Annotated in this window: 13 protein-coding genes; all 13 read right to left on the bottom strand. The window is 31.1% G+C overall.

All coding sequences use genetic code 11. The annotated features are described in order from the left end of the window. Nucleotides 1-3 precede the first annotated feature (3 nt). The 13 genes from MPF19_RS16675 to MPF19_RS16615 all read right to left on the bottom strand — a co-directional run bounded on the left by MPF19_RS16675 (nt 4) and on the right by MPF19_RS16615 (nt 20,816). On the bottom strand, nt 4-2,097 hold the full coding sequence (locus tag MPF19_RS16675) for a UvrD-helicase domain-containing protein (RefSeq protein ID WP_249989343.1): 2,094 nt from the start codon (nt 2,095-2,097) through the stop codon (nt 4-6). A gap of 113 nt (nt 2,098-2,210) precedes the next feature. Continuing rightward, nucleotides 2,211-3,092, bottom strand: coding sequence for a hypothetical protein (locus tag MPF19_RS16670; protein ID WP_249989341.1), 882 nt, complete (start codon nt 3,090-3,092; stop codon nt 2,211-2,213). 10 nt (nt 3,093-3,102) lie between these two features. Then, complete coding sequence (locus MPF19_RS16665; protein ID WP_249989339.1) at nt 3,103-7,095, bottom strand: Eco57I restriction-modification methylase domain-containing protein; 3,993 nt, start codon at nt 7,093-7,095, stop codon at nt 3,103-3,105. 3 nt (nt 7,096-7,098) lie between these two features. Continuing rightward, nucleotides 7,099-9,915 (bottom strand): DUF8741 domain-containing protein, encoded by a 2,817-nt coding sequence (locus MPF19_RS16660; protein WP_249989337.1) that lies wholly within the window; start codon nt 9,913-9,915, stop codon nt 7,099-7,101. Continuing rightward, the gene (locus tag MPF19_RS16655) at nt 9,908-15,121 is read right to left on the bottom strand and encodes a DEAD/DEAH box helicase (protein ID WP_249989335.1); all 5,214 of its coding nucleotides are present in this window, start codon (nt 15,119-15,121) and stop codon (nt 9,908-9,910) included. The genes MPF19_RS16660 and MPF19_RS16655 overlap by 8 nt, the downstream gene beginning before the upstream one ends. A gap of 29 nt (nt 15,122-15,150) precedes the next feature. Continuing rightward, the gene (locus MPF19_RS16650; protein ID WP_249989333.1) at nt 15,151-16,095 is read right to left on the bottom strand and encodes a HipA domain-containing protein; all 945 of its coding nucleotides are present in this window, start codon (nt 16,093-16,095) and stop codon (nt 15,151-15,153) included. Next, nucleotides 16,092-16,409 (bottom strand): HipA N-terminal domain-containing protein, encoded by a 318-nt coding sequence (locus MPF19_RS16645; protein WP_249989331.1) that lies wholly within the window; start codon nt 16,407-16,409, stop codon nt 16,092-16,094. The genes MPF19_RS16650 and MPF19_RS16645 overlap by 4 nt, the downstream gene beginning before the upstream one ends. Next, nucleotides 16,381-16,623, bottom strand: coding sequence for a helix-turn-helix transcriptional regulator (locus MPF19_RS16640; RefSeq protein WP_249989330.1), 243 nt, complete (start codon nt 16,621-16,623; stop codon nt 16,381-16,383). Before MPF19_RS16640 ends, MPF19_RS16645 begins: the two co-directional genes overlap by 29 nt. 284 nt (nt 16,624-16,907) lie before the next feature. After that, nucleotides 16,908-17,111 carry a hypothetical protein gene (locus tag MPF19_RS16635; RefSeq protein WP_249989329.1) on the bottom strand — a complete coding sequence of 68 codons (204 nt, stop codon included), beginning with the start codon at nt 17,109-17,111 and terminating at the stop codon, nt 16,908-16,910. A 432-nt stretch (nt 17,112-17,543) separates the two neighbouring features. Beyond that, a complete protein-coding gene (locus tag MPF19_RS16630) occupies nt 17,544-18,368 on the bottom strand; it encodes a hypothetical protein (RefSeq protein ID WP_249989328.1) in 825 nt (274 codons plus the stop codon). A gap of 25 nt (nt 18,369-18,393) precedes the next feature. Next, on the bottom strand, nt 18,394-18,948 hold the full coding sequence (locus MPF19_RS16625) for a hypothetical protein (protein WP_249989327.1): 555 nt from the start codon (nt 18,946-18,948) through the stop codon (nt 18,394-18,396). Nucleotides 18,949-18,957: 9 nt separating this feature from the next. Then, entirely contained in the window at nt 18,958-19,734 is a 777-nt protein-coding gene (locus MPF19_RS16620; RefSeq protein ID WP_249989326.1) for a hypothetical protein, read from the bottom strand. A gap of 77 nt (nt 19,735-19,811) precedes the next feature. Next, nucleotides 19,812-20,816 (bottom strand): hypothetical protein, encoded by a 1,005-nt coding sequence (locus tag MPF19_RS16615; RefSeq protein WP_249989325.1) that lies wholly within the window; start codon nt 20,814-20,816, stop codon nt 19,812-19,814. Nucleotides 20,817-20,918 lie beyond the last annotated feature (102 nt).

Raw genomic sequence — 20,918 nt, 5'->3', positions numbered from 1 at the left:
TCTTTAATTTAACTGAATTTTTTCTCCAATACCAGTAACGATAAGCTGTGAAATTGCTCTTGAAAAAACAACATAATATAAAGAATGTTCAGATTTTAAGAAAGCTTCTTTTTCTTGGTCACTCCAATTTTTATAACCTCTAGGTTTATACGGAAAAGTCTTTTTATCAAAACCTGCTACAATTACATTTTTAAATTCTAATCCTTTTAAGGCATGCATGGTACAGACTACAATATGATTTTCTGTCTCAGAAACATCTTCAATATCTTTTAAGTTTTTAACAGGAATTTTTGACGCGCTTAAAAAATTGTAAATATTCTGAACCTCAACTGATGTTCGGGCAGTTATGCATATTTCATGCAAGCCTAATTCGCCAAAACTTCCTTTAATATAGTCTAAGATATATTTATAAAATTCTTCATTATTCTCAAACAGCTCATAACTTGGTTCGTTTCCGTTTAAAACACTTGTATCTCCTTCAAACGAGGCTTTTTTACCAGAAAAATCATCATATTCAAAACCTTCCAACATCTTAACCGCAAATTGTCTAATTTCTTCTGTAGTACGGTAATTAATTTTAAGACGAGAACTACGATTACCTCGGATGTTAATTCCAGAATGACTAAAACGTAAGGTTCTTTGGTAAATATTCTGAAAAGGATCTCCACATAAAAATAAATCGTTTTCTTTTTCTTCCACCAAATTTCTTAATAACCTCATCTCAAGATTATTAAAATCCTGAATTTCGTCACAAATAATATGGCTAAACGGTCTGTATTCTGGCCACAATTCTAAATATTTGTTTAATTGAAAAATGATATCATTAAAGGTATAATTCTTCGTGTATTTCTGATACGCTTCGTAACTTACTAAAGCTTTCCATACCGTTTCTCTATCACTTACCACCAAAGCATCTACACGTCCTGTACGTTTTACTTTTAAATAAGCATCTAGTGTGGTGATATGATATTTTTGAATTACCTCTTCATACTCTAATTTTAAAAAATCTGGATCCCATTTTACCTCTGGATTTCTTTTAACAAAATCTTTCCAACATTTTTTGAGTTCATGTTGTTGTGTTACCATTTTTATATTTTGGTCAAATAATTCTATTTCTTGCGCATATTTAAGTGCAAAATGATGGAGATTGCTTATCACTAATTTTTCTTCATTAATGCCTTGAGAAGCAAATAAAGATCGAATGTTTTTTATTAAATACTTGGTATACGTTGTAAATAAAATAGGTTTATCAGCTGCTTTTAAGTTTTCTAAAAGATACTTTGTTCTGTGCAATGCCACCACTGTTTTACCTGTACCAGCGCCACCCGTAAGTTTTAAGGGGCCTTTGGCATTTTTAGTTGTATATGTTTTTTGAGATGGATGTAAGAAAAAACGAAACACACTAATATCTTCATTCATAGCGTCTAATATTCTGGTGTCTTCTCCAATAACATGAAACCCTGGTTGAATTTTAATTTGTTCTATTACATCGGTTGGTTTTTGCTCAATATCATTTTTAACTTGAGCTAGTAAAATTTTTAAATCGATACTATTATCATACAAAACCTCTAGGTTACTTAAGGCATCTTCTGGTAAAACATCCCACAAATTCATATATTGTCCTTCTGTTTGTACTTTCTTTACCGTTTCGCACCAATCTTCAGGAACTCCTAAAATCATTAAATCTTCCTTAGAAATGCTTTCAAAAGCTCCCTTAATTTCTTCTGCTGGCTTACTATTAGATATTTGACGATCTATTTCCTCTACATTTACATTGTAAATCTGAATAGCTCCCGTTGTACTATTTCTGTCTATGGTTTTATTTTTTGCCCATTCATTTGTTTTATCATGTTGGCCACCGGTATGTAATAAAAAATATACATCATCAAATTTAGCCATGATCACTCTCCAAGCACTATTTAGTCTTATTGAGAAAATATTACCTCCCATAAAACCTAACTTCTCAAAGTTACTAGAACCATTTTCAGGATTTTGTAACCATAAATCGACTCCTTTATCTACAAGTTCTTGCTCATTTTTTTTTAAACTTCTGTATGTTTTTCTAAATCTATCTGTAGTACAAGCTTTTATATTCATTCAATCTCTTTTTTAGCAATTTAATTTTATGATACTCAATTCTGCTATTTTATATCACTTCTTTTATTTCATAATTCTCTTCACCAAAAACAAAAACACCTCCTACTTTTCTGCTAATCTTGTTTTCTGCTAATTGTGATGTTGGTGCTATTTTCTTTATTCGATACAATTTGCCATCCACTAGCTTTGCATACCGTTGTTATATTCCCTTCTCCATTTTCATTAATTGTAATTAATGGTTTTAAACTATCAAACCTCTCTCTAACAAGTATTTGATGTATTAAAGCAGGTCCTTTTGAATTCTTTTTTCTTTCTAATGAAAGAATGATTAAATGAATACATTTTTCACTGTCTCCATTCCAATTACTGTTATCTCTATTATAAAATTCAGAAAATGATTTAGACAATTTATCTAACACGCCCATTTTATCCTCACGTATATTATTAAGGGATCCTTTATTGGTATTATCAAGTAAAAAGATAAAAGCACCATTTTCTTTTTCGTGCATTAGCTTTAGAACATCTTTTGCAATGTCTTTAAGTGGAGCATTTCCGTGTTTAAATTCTATATTTAAAATTCGATTATAGTCTTTTCCATCACTTTTAAAAACACACATATCAAGCAATGCAGATTGTCCTTTTTCATCAACTTTAATATTTTTAAGTTCTTCTCCTTGCTCTGTCCCTTTGTCTGCTTCACCGAACTTATACTTTGCTTTTGTTGGTGTTTCTATTGAAAAGTATAAATCTGGATAAGCTTTAGCTTTAAATTTATCAATAAACAATTGTCGCAATTCTTGTTCTGAAATTCTATCTTCTGATTCTTCTTCATAGTCCTTTTTTCTTTTAGTTTTCATTGGAAAAATAAGTTGTTCAATTGAAACACTCCCTTTTTTCTCATACCCTATTTGGGCTAAACTAGCTAAAACCTCAACACACAAACCAACAATATCAATAACTTGCTTTTCCATTTTAGGACTATTTGTAACTGACATATTATATTTATTAAATTACCTCCAAAACAACATACTTAACTCCTCCAAAAGAAAAGCTATCATTCACCTTTCTACCCAACATAATTTCTGCTAACGTAGAACTTGTAGCTATTTGTTTAAACCCTTCTGTAAATTTGCCTTTAACCGCTGTTTTACTAATATGATATTTAGATAAAGACCCGTCTTCATTTTTAATAGTGACCTTACTACCGTCTTTTACTACAGCAACCTCTGCATTAAACAAGCCATATTGTGCTTGTGGTTCTTCTACTTTAGTCACTTTTTTTCTTTTCACAGGTTTCTTTTTACCATCACTAAACACCGTGTTTTCTGGTATTTCTGTACCTTTTTGTTGGTAAAAAGCAACCACATCTTTCTTTTTATGTAAACCTTTGGAAACTTCCTCCTCAAAACGCTCGTGGTTTAGTAATAACAAACGTTTTAAAACTTCTTTACGAGCTTCTGGGTGAATGGTATAACGGACTCTATCATTTTCTGGCAAATAGTCTACCTCATAAAAATCGTGACGTAAATTAATGTCTTGCCAACCGTAAGTTGCTAAAATTTCTTTATCCATTGATTCTTGAATACTTAAAAATTCTACAAATAAATTTGAATCAATTTTTGAGTGAATTTTATTATAAAACTCAGTTAATCCAATATTATATTGTTTCATAAATTTAGAACGAATCTCATGATGAAGAAATCCAAAACTATCTATTTTTTTATTATTCAAATATTGAAAAGGAAAAGTTTCGAAGCAATCTTTAGTTGAATAGCTTAATGTGCTTCCTCCTTGTTTTGCTCCATATTCCCAAGACCAAACATTTTTTAAACAAGATTGGAATATAGCATAAAATTCAAATCCATCTTTTGCTATAATAAAAAGACGATTTGAAAAAACTTGTTCTGATTTTAACCGAACAATATTTAAGTATTTTGAGGATGCTGCACCGGCAAAACAAAAATCTATATTTTTTATAGAAGAATAAAGACCTACTCTTTTTTCACCATACTGCCACCATTTTCTTTTATAAATCTCACGATTATTAAGCATTCTTTCAGGCTTAACGCGTTTCTCTATTATACTATAGCATTTTGGAAATTGTTTCGCCTTTTTCTCATTCCAATCAAAAAAGTTTATAATCCATCTTGACCCTTCAAAATCAACATTATTATTTAGGTCGGAACCATTGATATAAGGAAAAATTATACTCTTGTTTTTATCATTTAAAATGGAATCCTTTTCTTCTTGTGTTATGCAAAAACCAGTTCCTAATATATCTGTTCCCTTAAAAATTGTATTACTATTAAATAATAATTTATAAGGTTTTAACTCTAACTGATCTGAAATAAATGAATTAATGAAATCAACATTTTTATCATTTAATACTTTTTGAATATCATGATGCTTAGATTTAGAAATCACATTTAATCCAACTTGTACATTTGCCTCTCCAGGCCATTTAATAGATTTAATAGCAAAGATAATTTCACCAAAATTGTTAAGAATTATTTCTAGTGAAGAAGACCTTGTGTCCCCTTTTGATATTGTTTCCGTTGTAATTAAACCTTGAAATCCTTTTCTATTCAAAATATCGAATATTCTTCTATAAAAGTAAGCAATAAGATCCGTTTGCCCTTTTGACCCTTCATAACTTGAAAAAAGAAAATTCAAAAAATACCGTCCATAATGTCCACTTATTTTAGCACCCCCCAAATACGGAGGATTTCCCAAAATACAATCAAAACCTTCATTACTAAACACTTGTGGGAATTCTAAAAACCAGTGAAAAAATCGCTTTTCTACTGCCATTGCAGATGCAGCTCCACGGTCTATAATTTGTGCACCAGAGTTTAAATAAGTTTTATACTTTTCATTCGTGGTTAGTTTTTCTCTATTTTCAACGGTTTTGGGTATGAAAAACTGTGCTACTTGTAAATCTGCCAAATTTTTTAAACGGTACCATTTTTCATCTGTTGTTAGGTTTTTATAAGCTGCTGCTTTTGCTGTAATTTCTTCAGGTGTCGTTTCTGGCAATTGCACAAACGTTGTAAATTCTTTTTGTATGCCTTGTAAGTTTACATCTTCTTTTTCTGTATCGAAGGTGCTAATTTGTTTGGTTTTGCGTTCTGCTGTATTTTTCTTTCTTAGCGTTGCTGCAAACTCTTTTTCGTCTCCTGGTAAGGTTTTAAAAGCCTCGGTTGCAATACCGTTTTGTAATTCTTCAAAATGGGCTAAACCTACAATAGCATTTCCACATTTAATGTGGTGGTCTAAAAAGTTTAAAGGCTCGTTGGGGTTGTGTGCTTCTAACCACAAGGCTACTTTACACAATTCTACAGCTAATGGGTTTAAATCTACTCCGTAAATACAGTTGCGTATTACATCTTTCATGGCTGCACGATAATACGTTGGCGAAGGTTGTTCTGCACCTTCACGTATACTTGCCAATTCTGTGGCTATTTTACGAGCTGCGGAGAGTAATATATGTCCAGAACCACATGCCACATCACAGACTGTAATAGAGAGTAATGCTTCTTCTGGGTTTTCTTCTTTTAGCTTATCTGCAATAATATAATCTAAGGAATGTTTTATTAAAGGTTTTACCAATTCTTCTGGCGTGTAATGCGAACCCGAACTAGAACGGTCGTCTCCTTTTACAAAACTAAATTGGTATACACTTCCTATCTTTTCTACTTTAGGATCGTATTCTAACAAGCCTTCGTAAATAGAACCAAATTCTTCAACATCTAAATCGGAATAATTAACACGAACTAATATTTTCTGTTCGTTTACAAAGGTTGTTAATCGTTTTAAAACTTCTATTAGATTCCCATTGCTTAAAAATTGCTCTTTTAAAATACCAATGGCATTGGGAGCAAACAAACCACTTCCCAATGGTTTTATACCTAATTTGGTTCCGTAGTCTTCCTCTTCAAATAGTAAAAAAGTGGTTTTTAAACTTTCCCATAAATCATATTTATCAGCATCTACATACACTCTGTTTTCTGTTAATGTGCGCAAACGCTCTATGCTATAATAACGATAATAGACTTCTCTTAGACGTTGTTGATCTTCCGTTAAATCATCAGGATAAATTAATTTACGTTCTTCTAAAACAATTAGAAAAAGAATACGGTAAATCAACCTTAATTGATGTGTATAATATTGACTAGAAGAAATGCTATTATCGTTAAACAACATGACTAGTTCCGTATTTTTAGCATTTTCTAAAAACCCGTTTGCCAATGTTTTTATAGAGTTTTCTACCGCTTCACTTAGCTTTTCTCGAATACGCGTACCCGAAGCCATACTTTCTTGATGGTAGTATTCTATAACACTTTCTGAACCACCATCTATTTTATCTGGCATTCGTGTGGCATGCAGCACACGAAATAGCAGTGAAAAATCGGCATAGAGCTCTTCTTCGAACATACGTTCTAAATCGAACTCCAAATAACTCATACGCACCAAACGCGTGGCATCACGTAATAATCGTAATTGCTTTCCGTTGGTTACTAAAGCATACAAATGCTCGGTATTATTTAAATACTCTTGTACCAATGCATGAGGCGATAAACGCGGACCACCAGAATCTCTACGCTTGTCTAAATGATCATTATACCCCATAATATGAATTGGATACTGATCTTTATTGGTAGCATTATGACTAATGGCATACGATTTACCATTGACTATTTGCGCGTTCTGACGATGGACTTCGTAACCCAACTCACTTAGCAAAGGAATAATTAAACGCTCTCTGGTTAATGTGGTACCTGTATCTCCTTTAGGTAAAGTTTCTAGTCTTTTTTTATAGGCTTGCCAATGCGTTCTCATGATCGCCCAAGACATTCCTATTTCATCTCTTAAAGATGCTGTACGGGATAAACCAAAAGCTTCTGGTGATTGATGTTTGAATTTTTCTTCTGAACGGATTTTATCTAAAATCTCTGAAGAAACTATATTTCCTTGAATATTGATGCTTGAAAATTTCATAGTCTAGAGCATTTTAGGTTTTGGCATTAATACATAGATTCCGATAACATCTGGCGGTAAAACAGGATGCACAGCTTCATACCTTCTTCCTCCAACTAGCTCTTTAAACCTTCCATGAGATTCTACTAAATGCATGGCGCGTTCTTCCGATAAAGTTTGTACTTCACTTTTTAAAGACTGATAGGTTTCTTTTACTTCAGAAAATATTTGTTCTTGACGCTCGTGCGAAATGTTTACGGCACTTTTTGCCTCGTTTAACAAACCTTTACAGGTTGGATAATCTAGAATTTCTTTTTCATCTTCTTTTCCTGAATAGCCCCATAAATATAATTCCTCTGCAATTACCTCTTTATTTCTATTCACTTCTTTAATTACATTTCTAACTCTAAATTGTACAATGGTAGTTCTAGCTGAAACAGCATCTGTTTGAATTACGGCTGCACGTGCAATATGATTGACCCCTTGTTTAGGCTCAAAAGCCAAAGACATCATTAACTGCGCTAATTGTTCTACTAATTTATGATTACGACCAATATAGATTCTTCCTCTAGGTGTTGGAGACACAAAACTTAATGGAATTTGAGGTACTTCTGGCAAAGTTCTTTTTAAATGCTCAGGTAAATTCACAGGGTCTAAAACATAGCCTGACTTTTCATTGCTTACGGTAGCTCCAAGCGTTCTACAGGCTTGTACCACAAAACTTTCTACAGTAGTAACATCTCCTATAACTTCATCTACTTCTTTCAACTCCTTTTCAATAGCTTCTGGTTTGATGCTTTCGTGTGCAAAAATACTACGCAACTTTTCTGCCTTCTCTTTTGCTTGTTCTAATTGATTGGTGATTATTTTATTTGCGTTAGAAACTTCATCTCCAAAATCTATGGCCATTTGATTATCACTAAAGGCTGCTTTTGAGGGATCTAATAATACTTCTTTTAACACCGAGTCCATAATAGATTTATTCTCGTCTCCAATAACAATAGAAACTCCCGTTGCTTTTTGAATGTCTCTAACTTTTTTAATCAATACTTTTAATACTACCGTATCTATAGGGTTGTCTTCTCCCCATAACAAATATGCATATACGGTTTCTGCTTGTTGCCCGTAACGATCTACACGCCCTTCTCGTTGTTCTAAACGGTTTGGATTCCAAGGTAAATCGTAATGCAATACTGCTGTAAAATGTTCTTGTAAATTGATTCCTTCGGATAAACAGTCGGTTGCAATCAACACGCGTTTCTCGCTTTTGCCCATAGCATCAATCATTTCCTTACGCTGTTCATCTGCAAATTCAGATGTAATTGTTTGCACATCTACATTATTTGGTAAAGCATCTTTTAATAAATCTCCCAAATATTTCGCAGTTGCTATGTATCTGCAAAAAATGATTGGATAAACACCTTTTGCAACCCATTCTTTTACTTGATCCGTAGCAAATTTTGCTTTGTTATCATTTTTTAAGGTCATTAATTGCTCTACTTGTGCAATTAAATTATCAATAGTAATTACATCTTCAGACTGCAACTCTAATTGCTCCATTAAATCGGTTTCCAAAACATCAGAGTCTTCATTTTGAGGATCTAATAATGGATTTTCATCTTGAATAATCTCGCTAGTAATTTGTTTTGCTCTTTTTACTTTTAGCATTTCTAGACCTGCTCTAGGGCTAGACATTACGCCTCTTAACAATGCCAAAGCAGCCCAATAATGTGCAGCTCCTTTTTTGTTTTCTTCTCCTTTTTTAGTGATTCCTTGGGCAAAGCTTAAGACTTCTGTATAAAAGTTTTTATAGGCTGTATTTAGCGTGTACCCTATTTCTTTTGTTTCTCTATCAGGGAATGGAGTATCTTCATTCAACCATCTTTTAATATTGGCTCTTTTTCTTTGGACGAAATATTTGGATAACTCTTTTCTTTGAGATTGTGTAATGTTTTCAAAATCTAACGCATCAAACTTAGGATTTAGCAAGCCTAAAAGAGAGCGGAACTCTGTATCTTTTCCACTGTGTGGTGTTGCTGTCAATAACAACAAATGTCTTTTCTCATTTTTAGCAATATCATTTAAAAGACTATAGCGTTGTTGTTGCGTTTTAGATTTTGCTCCTGCAGGTAGTGTGCACGTATGTGCTTCATCTACAATGATAAATTCAGGGCAATCTGTTAAGAAAATTCCTTTTTTAGAATCTTGTTTCACGTAATCTATAGAGATGACCTGAAAAGGATAATGATGAAATACACTTCTATCATCTGGTATTTGTCTTTCTAAACCAGCAATTGTAGACGAACGAATAATTTCTGCTTGAATATCTAGTTTGTCTTTTAATTCAGACTGCCACTGTTCACACAAATGAGGCAAACAAATCACCGCAAAACGATCTACCTCTCCACGTTCCATAGCTTCCTTTAAAATCATTAAAGCTTCTACGGTTTTACCAATCCCCACATCATCTGCAACTAACAATCGAGTAACGTCTTGTTTCAGCGACATTACTAATGGTATTACTTGATACGAGCGTGGACGAAAAGATAATTTTCCCATACATCGAAAAGGCCCTGCTGCATTTCTAAAAGATAATCTTGCAGCATGAAATAATAATTTAGCAGACTGGAAATCACCAATATCTTTTTTCTCTGGATACGCTATTTCTGTATTTTTAATTTCTTGCCCAGGGATTTTAATAGGTAAAAAGATACCTGTCATTTCGTGATCTGATCCACCTAACGGTTTTATATTTAAAATCTCTTTATCGTCCGAAGGCATTACTATCCAACTTCTCCCTCTGTAATCAATTAAAGTCCCTGGTTTATGTTCTTTATTCATTGTCAATTACTTTTCTAAAAATATCTTTTCTACTTTCTACTAACTCATTTAATTGTTGGTCATATCTCCATACAATTACATCGTAACCTGCATCTGATAATAAACCTCTTTTTTTCTGATCATCTTCTATTACCGATTCTTTATCATGCACAGAACCATCTATAAATACAAATGTTTGCGTACCATTATCATGATTATCATACACGAAATCTGCGGAAATATAATAGTCTTTAAAATTAACCTGAGCTCTATCTGGTAGTGCCAAACCTTGGTTGTACAGATGGTTTAAAAACTTTAATTCTGTTGATGAGCTTTTATCATACGCATCCTTTAAAAATTCAAATTGCTTATGGTAAGTACTTTGCTCGTTTTTACCAACTGCTATAGTTGCGTTAAAAAGTAGTTCTAAAGGCTCTTTTATAAACTCTCTGTTTATTACTTTATGATGTCTTTGATTGTAATATGAAAGTAAATCATCATAAGAAGCACGTAAAGCATCCGGTTTTTCATCTTCTAATGTAACAGGATTGTAGTAACAGATTCTGTAGGCTTCTTTAAAAACTTCTTTTAGCTTTTCAGGATTTTTAATCAATTCAGAAAGTACTCCCAAACTACTTTCAGCAGCTTCGTATAACAAGATATTAGAATGTTCTCCTGACCCCATATTCCAAGCACCTAATTCGCTTTCTTCAATTTGGAAAATTTTCTCAATAGCTCTTTTTAAAGCATAAGTTAGCGTAATAACACCATCTTCATCTAACCCTAATGTTTTTACAGGTTGTATGTATAAAACATCTGCTGTATCTGTTGCATATACATGTACTTTTCTAATAGGATCTTTTTCCGGCTCTTTTTCTTCTTCAGAAGGGTTTTTCCAAAAACCTGTATTTAATCCAATATTATATCCGTTTTCTTCTCCAGGCTTAGATCTTCTCCATTTACGGTTCATTTGCAATAACCTAGCCGAAGGACCATAACGTAATTCTAATAACAATTCTCCGTTATAAGTCAATTGGCTTTTTTGCGTATTTCTAATTCCTCCTGCAAAAGAAAAATATTGTTCAATATCATAACCTGATGAAGCACGTTCTTCTTCTTGTGAAGAAATACGCTCCATTAGCTTTGTTTGGCCTTCTGCTAATTCTAATAAATTGGGCTTGACTTCTAAAGTATCTTCATTGTTTAATTCAACATTTGTAATCGGGTCATTATTAATACTAGTTCCTTCATCATCCAAGAACACATATCCCGTAGTTTTACTAATTTTTAAATTATGTAATAAATTTTCAGAATCCGTTAACATCATTCTATTTACACGGTATTTATTTCCCATGTGATAAATAAGATTGTTAGGTCCAAATTCTTTTAATGCAATAAAACGAGGTCTAGAAATGTATTCTCCTTTATCTCTATTACCAATAAATGTTCTTACTGGTAAACGTGTAAAATTATACCCTGGCAAGAAACCTTCTGCAGCTAAATATCTAAAGATGTAAAATTCTGATTGTGAGTTGTGATTTCGAGAATCATTTAATAAAAGTTCTCTTTGTCTTTGTGCTAAAAAATGGTCTTTATTAGCATTTTTCTTTTCTTGAGCACTTGATCTAATTGTAGGATCATCCATAATCATACGTGCTCTATTAATCATTTTCGTTGCGTTTCTGTATAACTCCCTCCAACGATGGAAGCTATAATCTAAAATCTCAAAGTATTTTTTAGCTTGATTTTCTAATTTCTTATCAGAATACCAGTTGCTTTCCTCTAATTGAGGAAGTATATTTTTTAAGGATTTTTTAAATTGAATGATCCATTTGCCTTGATTCAATTCAATCTGTTCTTTTATAAAAGCTTCGATATCTTCTCTAATAGGAAATTCATCTATTTGTGATAAATCTAAAATTTCAGCAACTGAGGTTTTTACTTGAGACAAGCCCAACTCCATAAAAATATATGCATTTAAATGAGAAATGATCAACTCTTGGTTTGATAAATCTAATTTTGGAGCTGCCACAACACCAGCCACCATTTCTGTAGCATTGTCAAAATAATTTCTATCATGAGGCGAATTGTTTGAACAGTATGTCATCACTAATGCCGTTTGCCCACTTCTTCCTGCTCGTCCACTTCTTTGCGCATAATTTGCAGGACCTGGTGGAACATTTCGCATATGCACCACATTCATACTACTAATATCAATTCCTAACTCCATTGTTGGTGAGCAAAATAGTGCTGATATTTTTCCTGACCTAAAATCTATTTCTCTCTCTTGTCTGTCACTTGAAGGTAATTGACCTGTATGCTCAGCTCCATAAATATTTTTATTTAAATCTGCGTAGTTGATTTTATAATAGTCTTGAAAATAAGTGTTCGGTTTTATTACAAGATCAGAAATTGTATTAATTCTAACTTTGTCTAATTCCACTTTTTTCTCATCCCCTAATTTCCAGAGAACCTGATCAAGATCTAAGCGATATCCAGTTACAGAACCTTTTCTTCCTTTAACTTCAGAACGAGTAAGAATTCTAGCTCCACACATTACCTCATATATTTTCACCATATAGTCGGTTAATTCATCCCCTTTAAAAGGTATTTCACCTTGATGCTGGTTAAATAGTCTTTTGAAATATTTTCCTAAAGCACTTAAATGTCCGCAACCTGCAGTCTGCACGCCATAAGGCAACTTACCAACACCTCTCGGAATTAAAGTAACAGGAGCATCAATTGGCTCGTTTTCATCTAAACACCAATTGCTATCAACCCTTAACTTATCCTTTATTTCATTGGCCAATTCCATTCTTTTACTGTCCTCTAATTTACGGTGATCTAAAGCAAAAGAAGTTCTAAAATAGGCTGTTATTTGTTTTAATACATCTTTTCGATCTGAAACAGGTAATGTATTCATTAACGCAATGTTTTCCCACTCTTCATCATCTTCCGACAATTGTTTTAATGTGTTATAATCAATATTTAATAATGCACATTGTTCTAAATTGGGAGTGTTGTAACGCCAACCACGTTTTAGGTCGTAAAGTATGCGGGTGAATAAATATTCCTCCAGCATTTCTATATTTTTAGCAACTGGATATTTTGGATTTTCAGAAGGTCGCCTTGCGTATTCAACCTCTTTCAGTGCCAATTTTTCAGCAGTCTTATTTGCAATATTACTAGCATTTAATCCTCCTTTATTCTCTAAAAGCGCATAATATATTGCAGATCTTAATTGAACGGTTGAAATAAAATCATTAAAATGACCTGCTTGAAGCGAAGCATCTTGCCTATTATCTGTAAAGCTCAATAACTTTTGTAAACTTGGGTCTAATTTTTCTTGATTTAGTGCTTTTATTGTACTTAAAGCTGTTATCGTTGTTGCAGTACTTCTCCCTTCATTTCCTAATCTCATTAGCTTGGTAAACTCATGAACTTTTGAATCAAAGATTACACCTGATGTTGGATCTAATAATAAGTGACAAGGTAAAAACCAAGCTTGTGTTTTAGAAGCATCTTCATTTTCTGAAAAATTTCCTTTTTTATCAATCCAAATTCTTTGAGGAACCTTAGACTCATAAAAATTTTCAATTATTCTTTCATCACTCTTTTTTTTCCAATTCTCAGGTAAATCAAAAACATCATCATCTTTCCAAACTGGCTGATTATTGTCAAATAAAATATATCCATCAGGAAAATCTAACGCCCCTAATTGTCTTTTTTTTGTACCTAAAGCTTTACTACCAGATAAAGACGTTTTTGTTATTTTTGTTGGTAAATCACTAGGGTGTCTAGGTGTTAAAAGACCATTCTTATAATCTTTTCTTACACAGATAAATTCATGGCCGGAATATCTACTAAATAGCACAGGATACACAAAAAGCTCCTCATTGGTTTCGTCATCTCTAGTATACAACGTATTTTCTAGCGTTATTTGCCTATCAACAGGAATTTCCATGGTTACAGAAACGTTACCTGTTTGCGCTATAAATTGATGAAATTTAAAAGGTAAATAACTTTTACGGTTATTCATTTTAGAAGCTTCCTCATTTAAATTCTCTGCCCATTTAAGAAAATCAACTAATTTACTTTTACATAATTCTTGCTCTAGACCCGTATCTTCTGATAATTCTTGCCCTATTATTGATAAAGTTTTTGGAGTTGCTCTTGTTGTCGTTTTATCTTCTAATAATTTTAATGCAATTTTATTTTCTAACCAAATAGCCAATGGATCATTAATGAATTTCTCTGGAGATCCTGATAGATCTATATCCTCTTTTAAACCCCTTGCTACTTCTTTAAAATTTATAGTATTACTGATGGTTGTATTCTCTAAATACTCACCTATAATTTGAGATTCATTAAACTCTTTATCAAAAATTTGTTTCCCTACTTTTGCTACTGCTAATTTTTGATCCGACAAAGCACCTCCACTTGCCATAGTTGCCGAAGTTCCAATACAAATTAATTCATTAACTGAAGAAGCTTGAATTCTTCTAATTAATAAAGATACATCTGCTCCCTGACGACCTCTATATGTATGTAATTCATCAAAAACCAAATAGCTTAAGTTATTAAAAATAGAGTCGCGCATTAACCTTTCTGAAGCTCTTGTCATAATTAACTCAAGCATCATATAATTAGTAAGAATTATATCTGGCGGGTTATCTCTAATGTCTATTCGATCACTACCAGATTCCTGCCCCGTGTATTTTGCAAATGTTAACGGAAATTCCTTACCTGTATTCTCTTTAAAGTTTTCGGCATACTTTTTTATTTCTTCTTCTTGAGAATTAATTAAAGCATTCATTGGATAAACCAATATAGCTTTTATACCGGGAGCATAATTATTCTTTAATAAGTCACTAAAAATTGTAGCTAAAAAAGTCAATGATTTACCAGAACCTGTTCCAGAAGTAACAATAAAACTATTTCCACTAACTCCTTTTTTTATAGCTTCTACTTGATGACGGTATAAATCAAATCCTTTAAAACAATCATTTAATCTATTATCTACAATATGATTATCTGCTAATTCTTTAATTGAAGTCCCTTTTTCGAATGTAGGATTAAATTGAATTAATGGCTCAGGCCAAAGTCGACCTTCTTCTAACTCTTTTTCAACTTTTTCTTTTATTCTTTGATCTTTAATTAATAAAAAACTATTAATATACGATTTATAATCACTTATAATTTGATTATGTACGTTGAATATATTCATTTGCAATTATTTTTTTTAGCAACTTAAAACTATAATTCAAGTTGTTTTCTTCTTTTTTCTACTAATTCTAATAATAGTTTTTTATTCTCTTCTTTTAAAAAACTATTATTAATAAGTTCCTTCCAATTTTTCATTCCGTTTTCGATACGTTTCCAAAGATTTTCAATAGCTTTTTCTGGTATGTGACCTCTTATCATTGCCTCATTAAAATCTTCACGTTTCAGTTTTCGTTTTTTCCCATTAAGATTTAATGCCAATTCTTCTTGATCTTCTGGTATCAATAATTTTACAGCTACCATATCATAAGCAGGTGATAACTCATAATGTTTATGATCTTCTGCTATTATAGAAAAGTTCTTTAAATGCATATCGTTATTTCCAATCAGGAAAGATACAATCACTTGTTGATAAAACTTTACGGTTTCCAGTAAAGAGCTTTGTGTATACCTAAAAATACCTTTTGCTATTTGCTCGTAAGAACCACGGTATTTATGTTCCGTTAAGCGTTCGGTAAATTGACAAGCATCTTCCATTGGGAATTTCTCTCCCTTTCCATTTCGATCTATACGTTTTGTTAAATAGGCTAACGAACCATCTTTTAAAGGAATTAATAAAAAAGGTACTGTTGCAATACCACAAGCTTGGGTTAACAGCATAGACAAAGCCTCAATTTCTGGCATTTGTGGATATAATTGAAACGGTGGTTTTAAAATATATCTTCCATTTAAAGCCCCTACAATAGTTAATCTTTTTTGAGCATTCTCTTCCGTAAAACCTAACGATAATTTGGGTTGTACTCCTGTTACAATAATACGTTGTGCTACATTTTCTTTTGCTAAATCTTCTATTTGTGATAACTCATAATCTAGTTCTAGCACAGGTGTATCTTCTTGCCAAAAATTGGCAAGACATTTTTGGTGATAATTATTATCTCCTTTATTTAGTTTTTTATGACAGGCTAAACAATACTTCATACTTTTTCTATAATGCTAATATTACCAATACAATCTCTGCAAGTGGTTAGTAATAATCCCATTCGATCCCTTGGGTTTATTTTCCAGTTTTTGTGTGCAATATCTAATAACCAACCTTCAGGGATTAAACCATCGAAGAAAGGAAATAGTTGTTCTGATATAAAAGATTCTTTTTGTAATGGTAGCGTTACACTAACTGGTATGCCATTTTCTTTTTCTAAGTATGTTTTTTCATACTCAAAACTATAATCATTGTCATTTTCAGTTAAAACACCTGCCAATGTATTATTTACCCATATTTCGCCTTGTCTCATCGCTTATAGGTGTTGGAGTTAATGTGTGTCCGAAAAATAAGAGTACCTGATTTACTTTGTCTGACATTAGACTTGTTTTACCCTGTTCTAGTTCGCGTACAAAACGCAAACCGACCCCTGTAAAGTCAGACAACTCTACTTGTGTTAGTTTTGCTTTCTTACGCCTTTCCCTTACAAATTGGGCGATGTTATTTTCTCTATCCCAGTTTATCATAGTATACCTTTATAGGTACAATGTAGTGAAATATTCGATAACTATACCTATTAGGGTGTAAAATTTAATTAAAAACAATATTTATACCTATTAGGGTGTAGTAATAATATTATTTAAAACAAAGTAGGCTTTTTCAAAGAAAATATAAACTAGATTATTATTAAGGAACCATCTACAAGTTTTATATTTTAGTAATTGAAATATTCCAGTATTGTGAAAAATAATTTTAGAAATAGTTAAACTTCATTTTGCAATCAGTCTACATACAATTGATATATAAACATCTACTTTTTGATTAATTTACTCTTAGAAAACACATTTTTAATCAAATAGGCTATTGCCTCTTCATCACTAATAATTAGTTTTTTTTTGCATTTTTTTTTAGATGGAAGTACATTATCAAATTCTTTGTTCAATTTAATAAACAACAATCTTTGCTCCTCTACTGAAAGTGCTTTAACTACCTGATAAACGATTTCTGCATTCATATTAGATTGCAAAAATAAATATTTTTTTACTGATTTAAGTCTTAATAAAACAGAAGTTCAAAATTAATGATGAGTTATAAAACTACATTTATAGCTTATGGGGAATAAAATGAAAACAATCTAATTTTACATCTGTAATACTTTTAATAAAATTATTACAGTTATTTTATGAATTATTAAACAGTAATATCTCAACAATAAAACAAAAATAAATTAGGAATATAAAATAGAGAGGACAGAACTTCTTGTAGCATATAAATTTAAAGAAGGTGTCAAAATAGAACTAAATTTTATCACCCCCTATTTGTTTCAATATCTCAATTTACCAAAAACCAATAAAGATAAGAATCTGAAATAAATTCAAATTAATAAAAAATCTGCTTTTTAGTCATTCTCTTATTTTCTTTTATTTAGTAAACCCTTTTTTGCCCCCTAATCTAAATTATCCTTTAACTCAATTTTACTTAACATATCCTCAATTGATTTTTCTTTATTACGTTCTTTGTTTATGACTTTATGATTTGTTTCTATTTCAGTTCTTTTTAATAAATTATTAAACGACGTTAAACAATCTTCATACAATGACCCAATAGCAACAAATGACTCCATTTCTCCAGAGGTAAATTCATAAATTCTACGTATTAATGTACTTGTAAAATCATTGGATATCATTTGGATAATTCGATGATCAAGACTGTAAACAATACTATATCTTCCCAAAGTGTCAGAACCTAATGAAATGATACAAAAAGGAGTACTACACATTTTAATTGTAGAAAAATTTTCATTTGTACTCAATGTGTCACTTTCAATTCTAGATCTTAATAATTTATCATCTAACCATCCTTGAATTCTCGTTATAGTTTCTATCGATGAATCATACGCTTTTTCAATTTTTATATTTCTTTCTTGTACATAATCTGGTGCATATTTAGATATTTTGTAATTATGGAATTTATTATAAAATGTTTCTAGGAAAGTTTCTATTATTATATTTCTATTCTCTTTTAAAACCAAATTCCATTCTTCAATAATTACCCATTCAATATTATCTTCAAAAGACAATGCAGATTGAATTCTTTTTATGTTTTCTTCTACTTCAGAATTCCATGTTAAATTTTCCTCTTGAATAAATCCATTTTTCACTAAATATGATTTTACTAATAAAGAAAAATAATGTTTATGTTCATTAAACTTTTCTTGAGTATTAGATTTTTCTTGAGTTTTTTTTGTTCTATTAAATAATGATTTAAACATAATTTATATTTTATTGATATTATAATTACTCTTTCTTCTCATCAATTACCTCTTTAGACTTTAATAAATCTGCAATTATAATTGCGGGTGCTTCTTGCTCTATAATAAGCCTTTGAAATGCATAAAAAACATCTTTTGAAGTAGAAAAATGACGCTCTATTTGTCTATTTATTTCGCCAGGATACAACAAATTGATTAAAAGATCACTGTTAATATGATACTCCACACATTGATTATTTACATTTACTTTTACAACTCCATTATTCAATATATTATTAAAATGAGAGGCTAGAATAAATAAATCTGTTGTGATCTCTGTCGGAAATTTTTCTATCACTCTAGACATACAATGAAAGCCAGAATCGAAAATAAAATAACTAAAAGCGAATGATTTTGTATTATCCGTTTTAAAAAAAGTCTCAATAAACTTATCTTTTTCATAAATCCCAGATTTCCAATCATTTTCTGCATGTACCTTTTTTAAATGATTCCAAACTATTTCTTCATGCTTGTTAATCTTTATTGATAGACGATAAATCCTTTGTAGATATAATCTTAATTCATGTACTTTTTTCTTCATTGTTTTATCTTACTTTCTTAAATCTTTCTTCTTAAAAATAATCGAATCTAAATTAGGTGTTGGTCTGTATTTTATACCTTCATCCATTACAAAATTTGTACTATAAAACTGTAGTTTTCCATCAATAAACTTAACTTTTGTTTTAAAATATATAGACGGGCAACAATGCGCATCGTTATAATGACACGTAGAGATTCCTTTTAAAAAACCGTCTTCTATTTTTTGATATCTAAATATATTTGGCCAAAAATTGCTTTTACACCCACAAATTTCGGTTTCATTGGTTACGTCTTCTAATTTAAAAGTTGTTCCCCTATTTATAAACACATAAAAGAAAGTTACCTCATCATAATGATTAGATCTAAAAACACTAATAATGCAATCTCTTTTATGATCTCCGTTTAAATCTCCAAACAGAATGGTGTTATTTCCATATTCTTGTTCATTTATTCTTGTTGCAATTGGAGCGTAATTAATATTTTCCTCATTCTCTTTTCCTCCAAAAAATTCAACTGAATTTTTAGCATCGTATGCTTCTATCTCCTTAATATAATTACTCTTTTTCTTAAAGTTAAGAAATTCCTCTTCTGTAATTTTTTCAGGTTTATACTCTTCTACAAGAGCGTCATATATTGCTTCATAATCAATATTTTCTTTCTGATGCACTTCTTTAATAGTGTCTTTTCTCGATGGTTTTAAACTAGAATTCCTAGCCTTCTTATTGCATTCGATAAATAATAAAGAAATTAAGATAATTGCTAAATAACATAATTTTTGGGTTCTCATTTTATAGAAATTATTAGGTTTTAATTTAGATATCACACTGCGATTAAATTGGTAATTATGGTCCGAAACTTAAATAATTAAAAATCGCTTTCATCTGAAATATCAATACCTCTATATTTTACAAAATCTCTAAGATCGAATTGGAAATTTTCATTTTTAGCTAGTTCTTCTCTATATTCTGCACTAGTCATTCTATATTCTTCAAAAAGTAAATTATACTGTCTTTCATGAGTATCATTAAACTGTAAAGTCTCTGCATATAATTTACAATCTAAGACAACACTTTCATCGCAACCATGCAAAATAAGGTTATTAACTTGCCAATTATCTACTTTTTCATAATCCCCATAGGATACAGCATCCTCCTCATACTGCAGCACCCATTTAATCAGTTCTTTTTTATTTGAAAGGTCTAAATTATTATACTCTTCTAAAGCTTTCTTTGCTAAAGGATTTAAAGTACATAACTCTTTAATGTATGAGTTACTACTTATTAATCCTAAAAGACTATAAGGTGAGATGAAATTCATCTTTTCAAATATCTGAATATCACTATAAAATACTGCAACCTTGTCACTCCAAATACAAAAATCTTCGATCAGTGTAACATCATTACTAAATTCTTTAAATTCCTTATAAATTCTTTCAATCTCTGATTGTAAAAACAAGTGCCTTTTAGAGGGGACATAATTTACTTTCTCATACTCTTTAAAACAAAAAAAAATTACTCGTTTAACTAGAACAGGTGTTTCACTATGAAAGTTTGAACATCTATAAATATCAATTACTATATCATTTTCTTCCTCAAATATTAAATTAAGAGACTGATTGTCTTCTGTAAGAAATAAATATCCTCCACAGCCTTTTTTCTTGCACTGATCTCCGCCCGCACAATATCCTTTAATAACTTTTGCAAATTGAGTTATTCCCTGATTATTTAGATCTGAAAATTTAGATTTCAACTTATTTATAAAGGTTTCTTTTGAAACATCCATGTATGATTTGTTATCATCTAAGATTAATGATAAGGCGTCCGCATTCATTTCAAAAATGTATTTTATAATCGTTTCTTTTTCTGTCATAGTAAGCGTATAATTTTGGCTACTGCATGAACTCTTAATGGATCTTTTACAACTATTTCTTGAATCGATACTAAATCAAAAATTCTAAGATTTTTAGCGATT

Source organism: Polaribacter sp. Z014, assembly GCF_023555435.1.
In the GTDB taxonomy this organism is placed as follows: Bacteria; Bacteroidota; Bacteroidia; order Flavobacteriales; family Flavobacteriaceae; genus Polaribacter.
The sequence above is the reverse complement of the archived record's forward strand: the minus strand, read 5'-3'. Positions and strand labels throughout refer to the sequence as shown.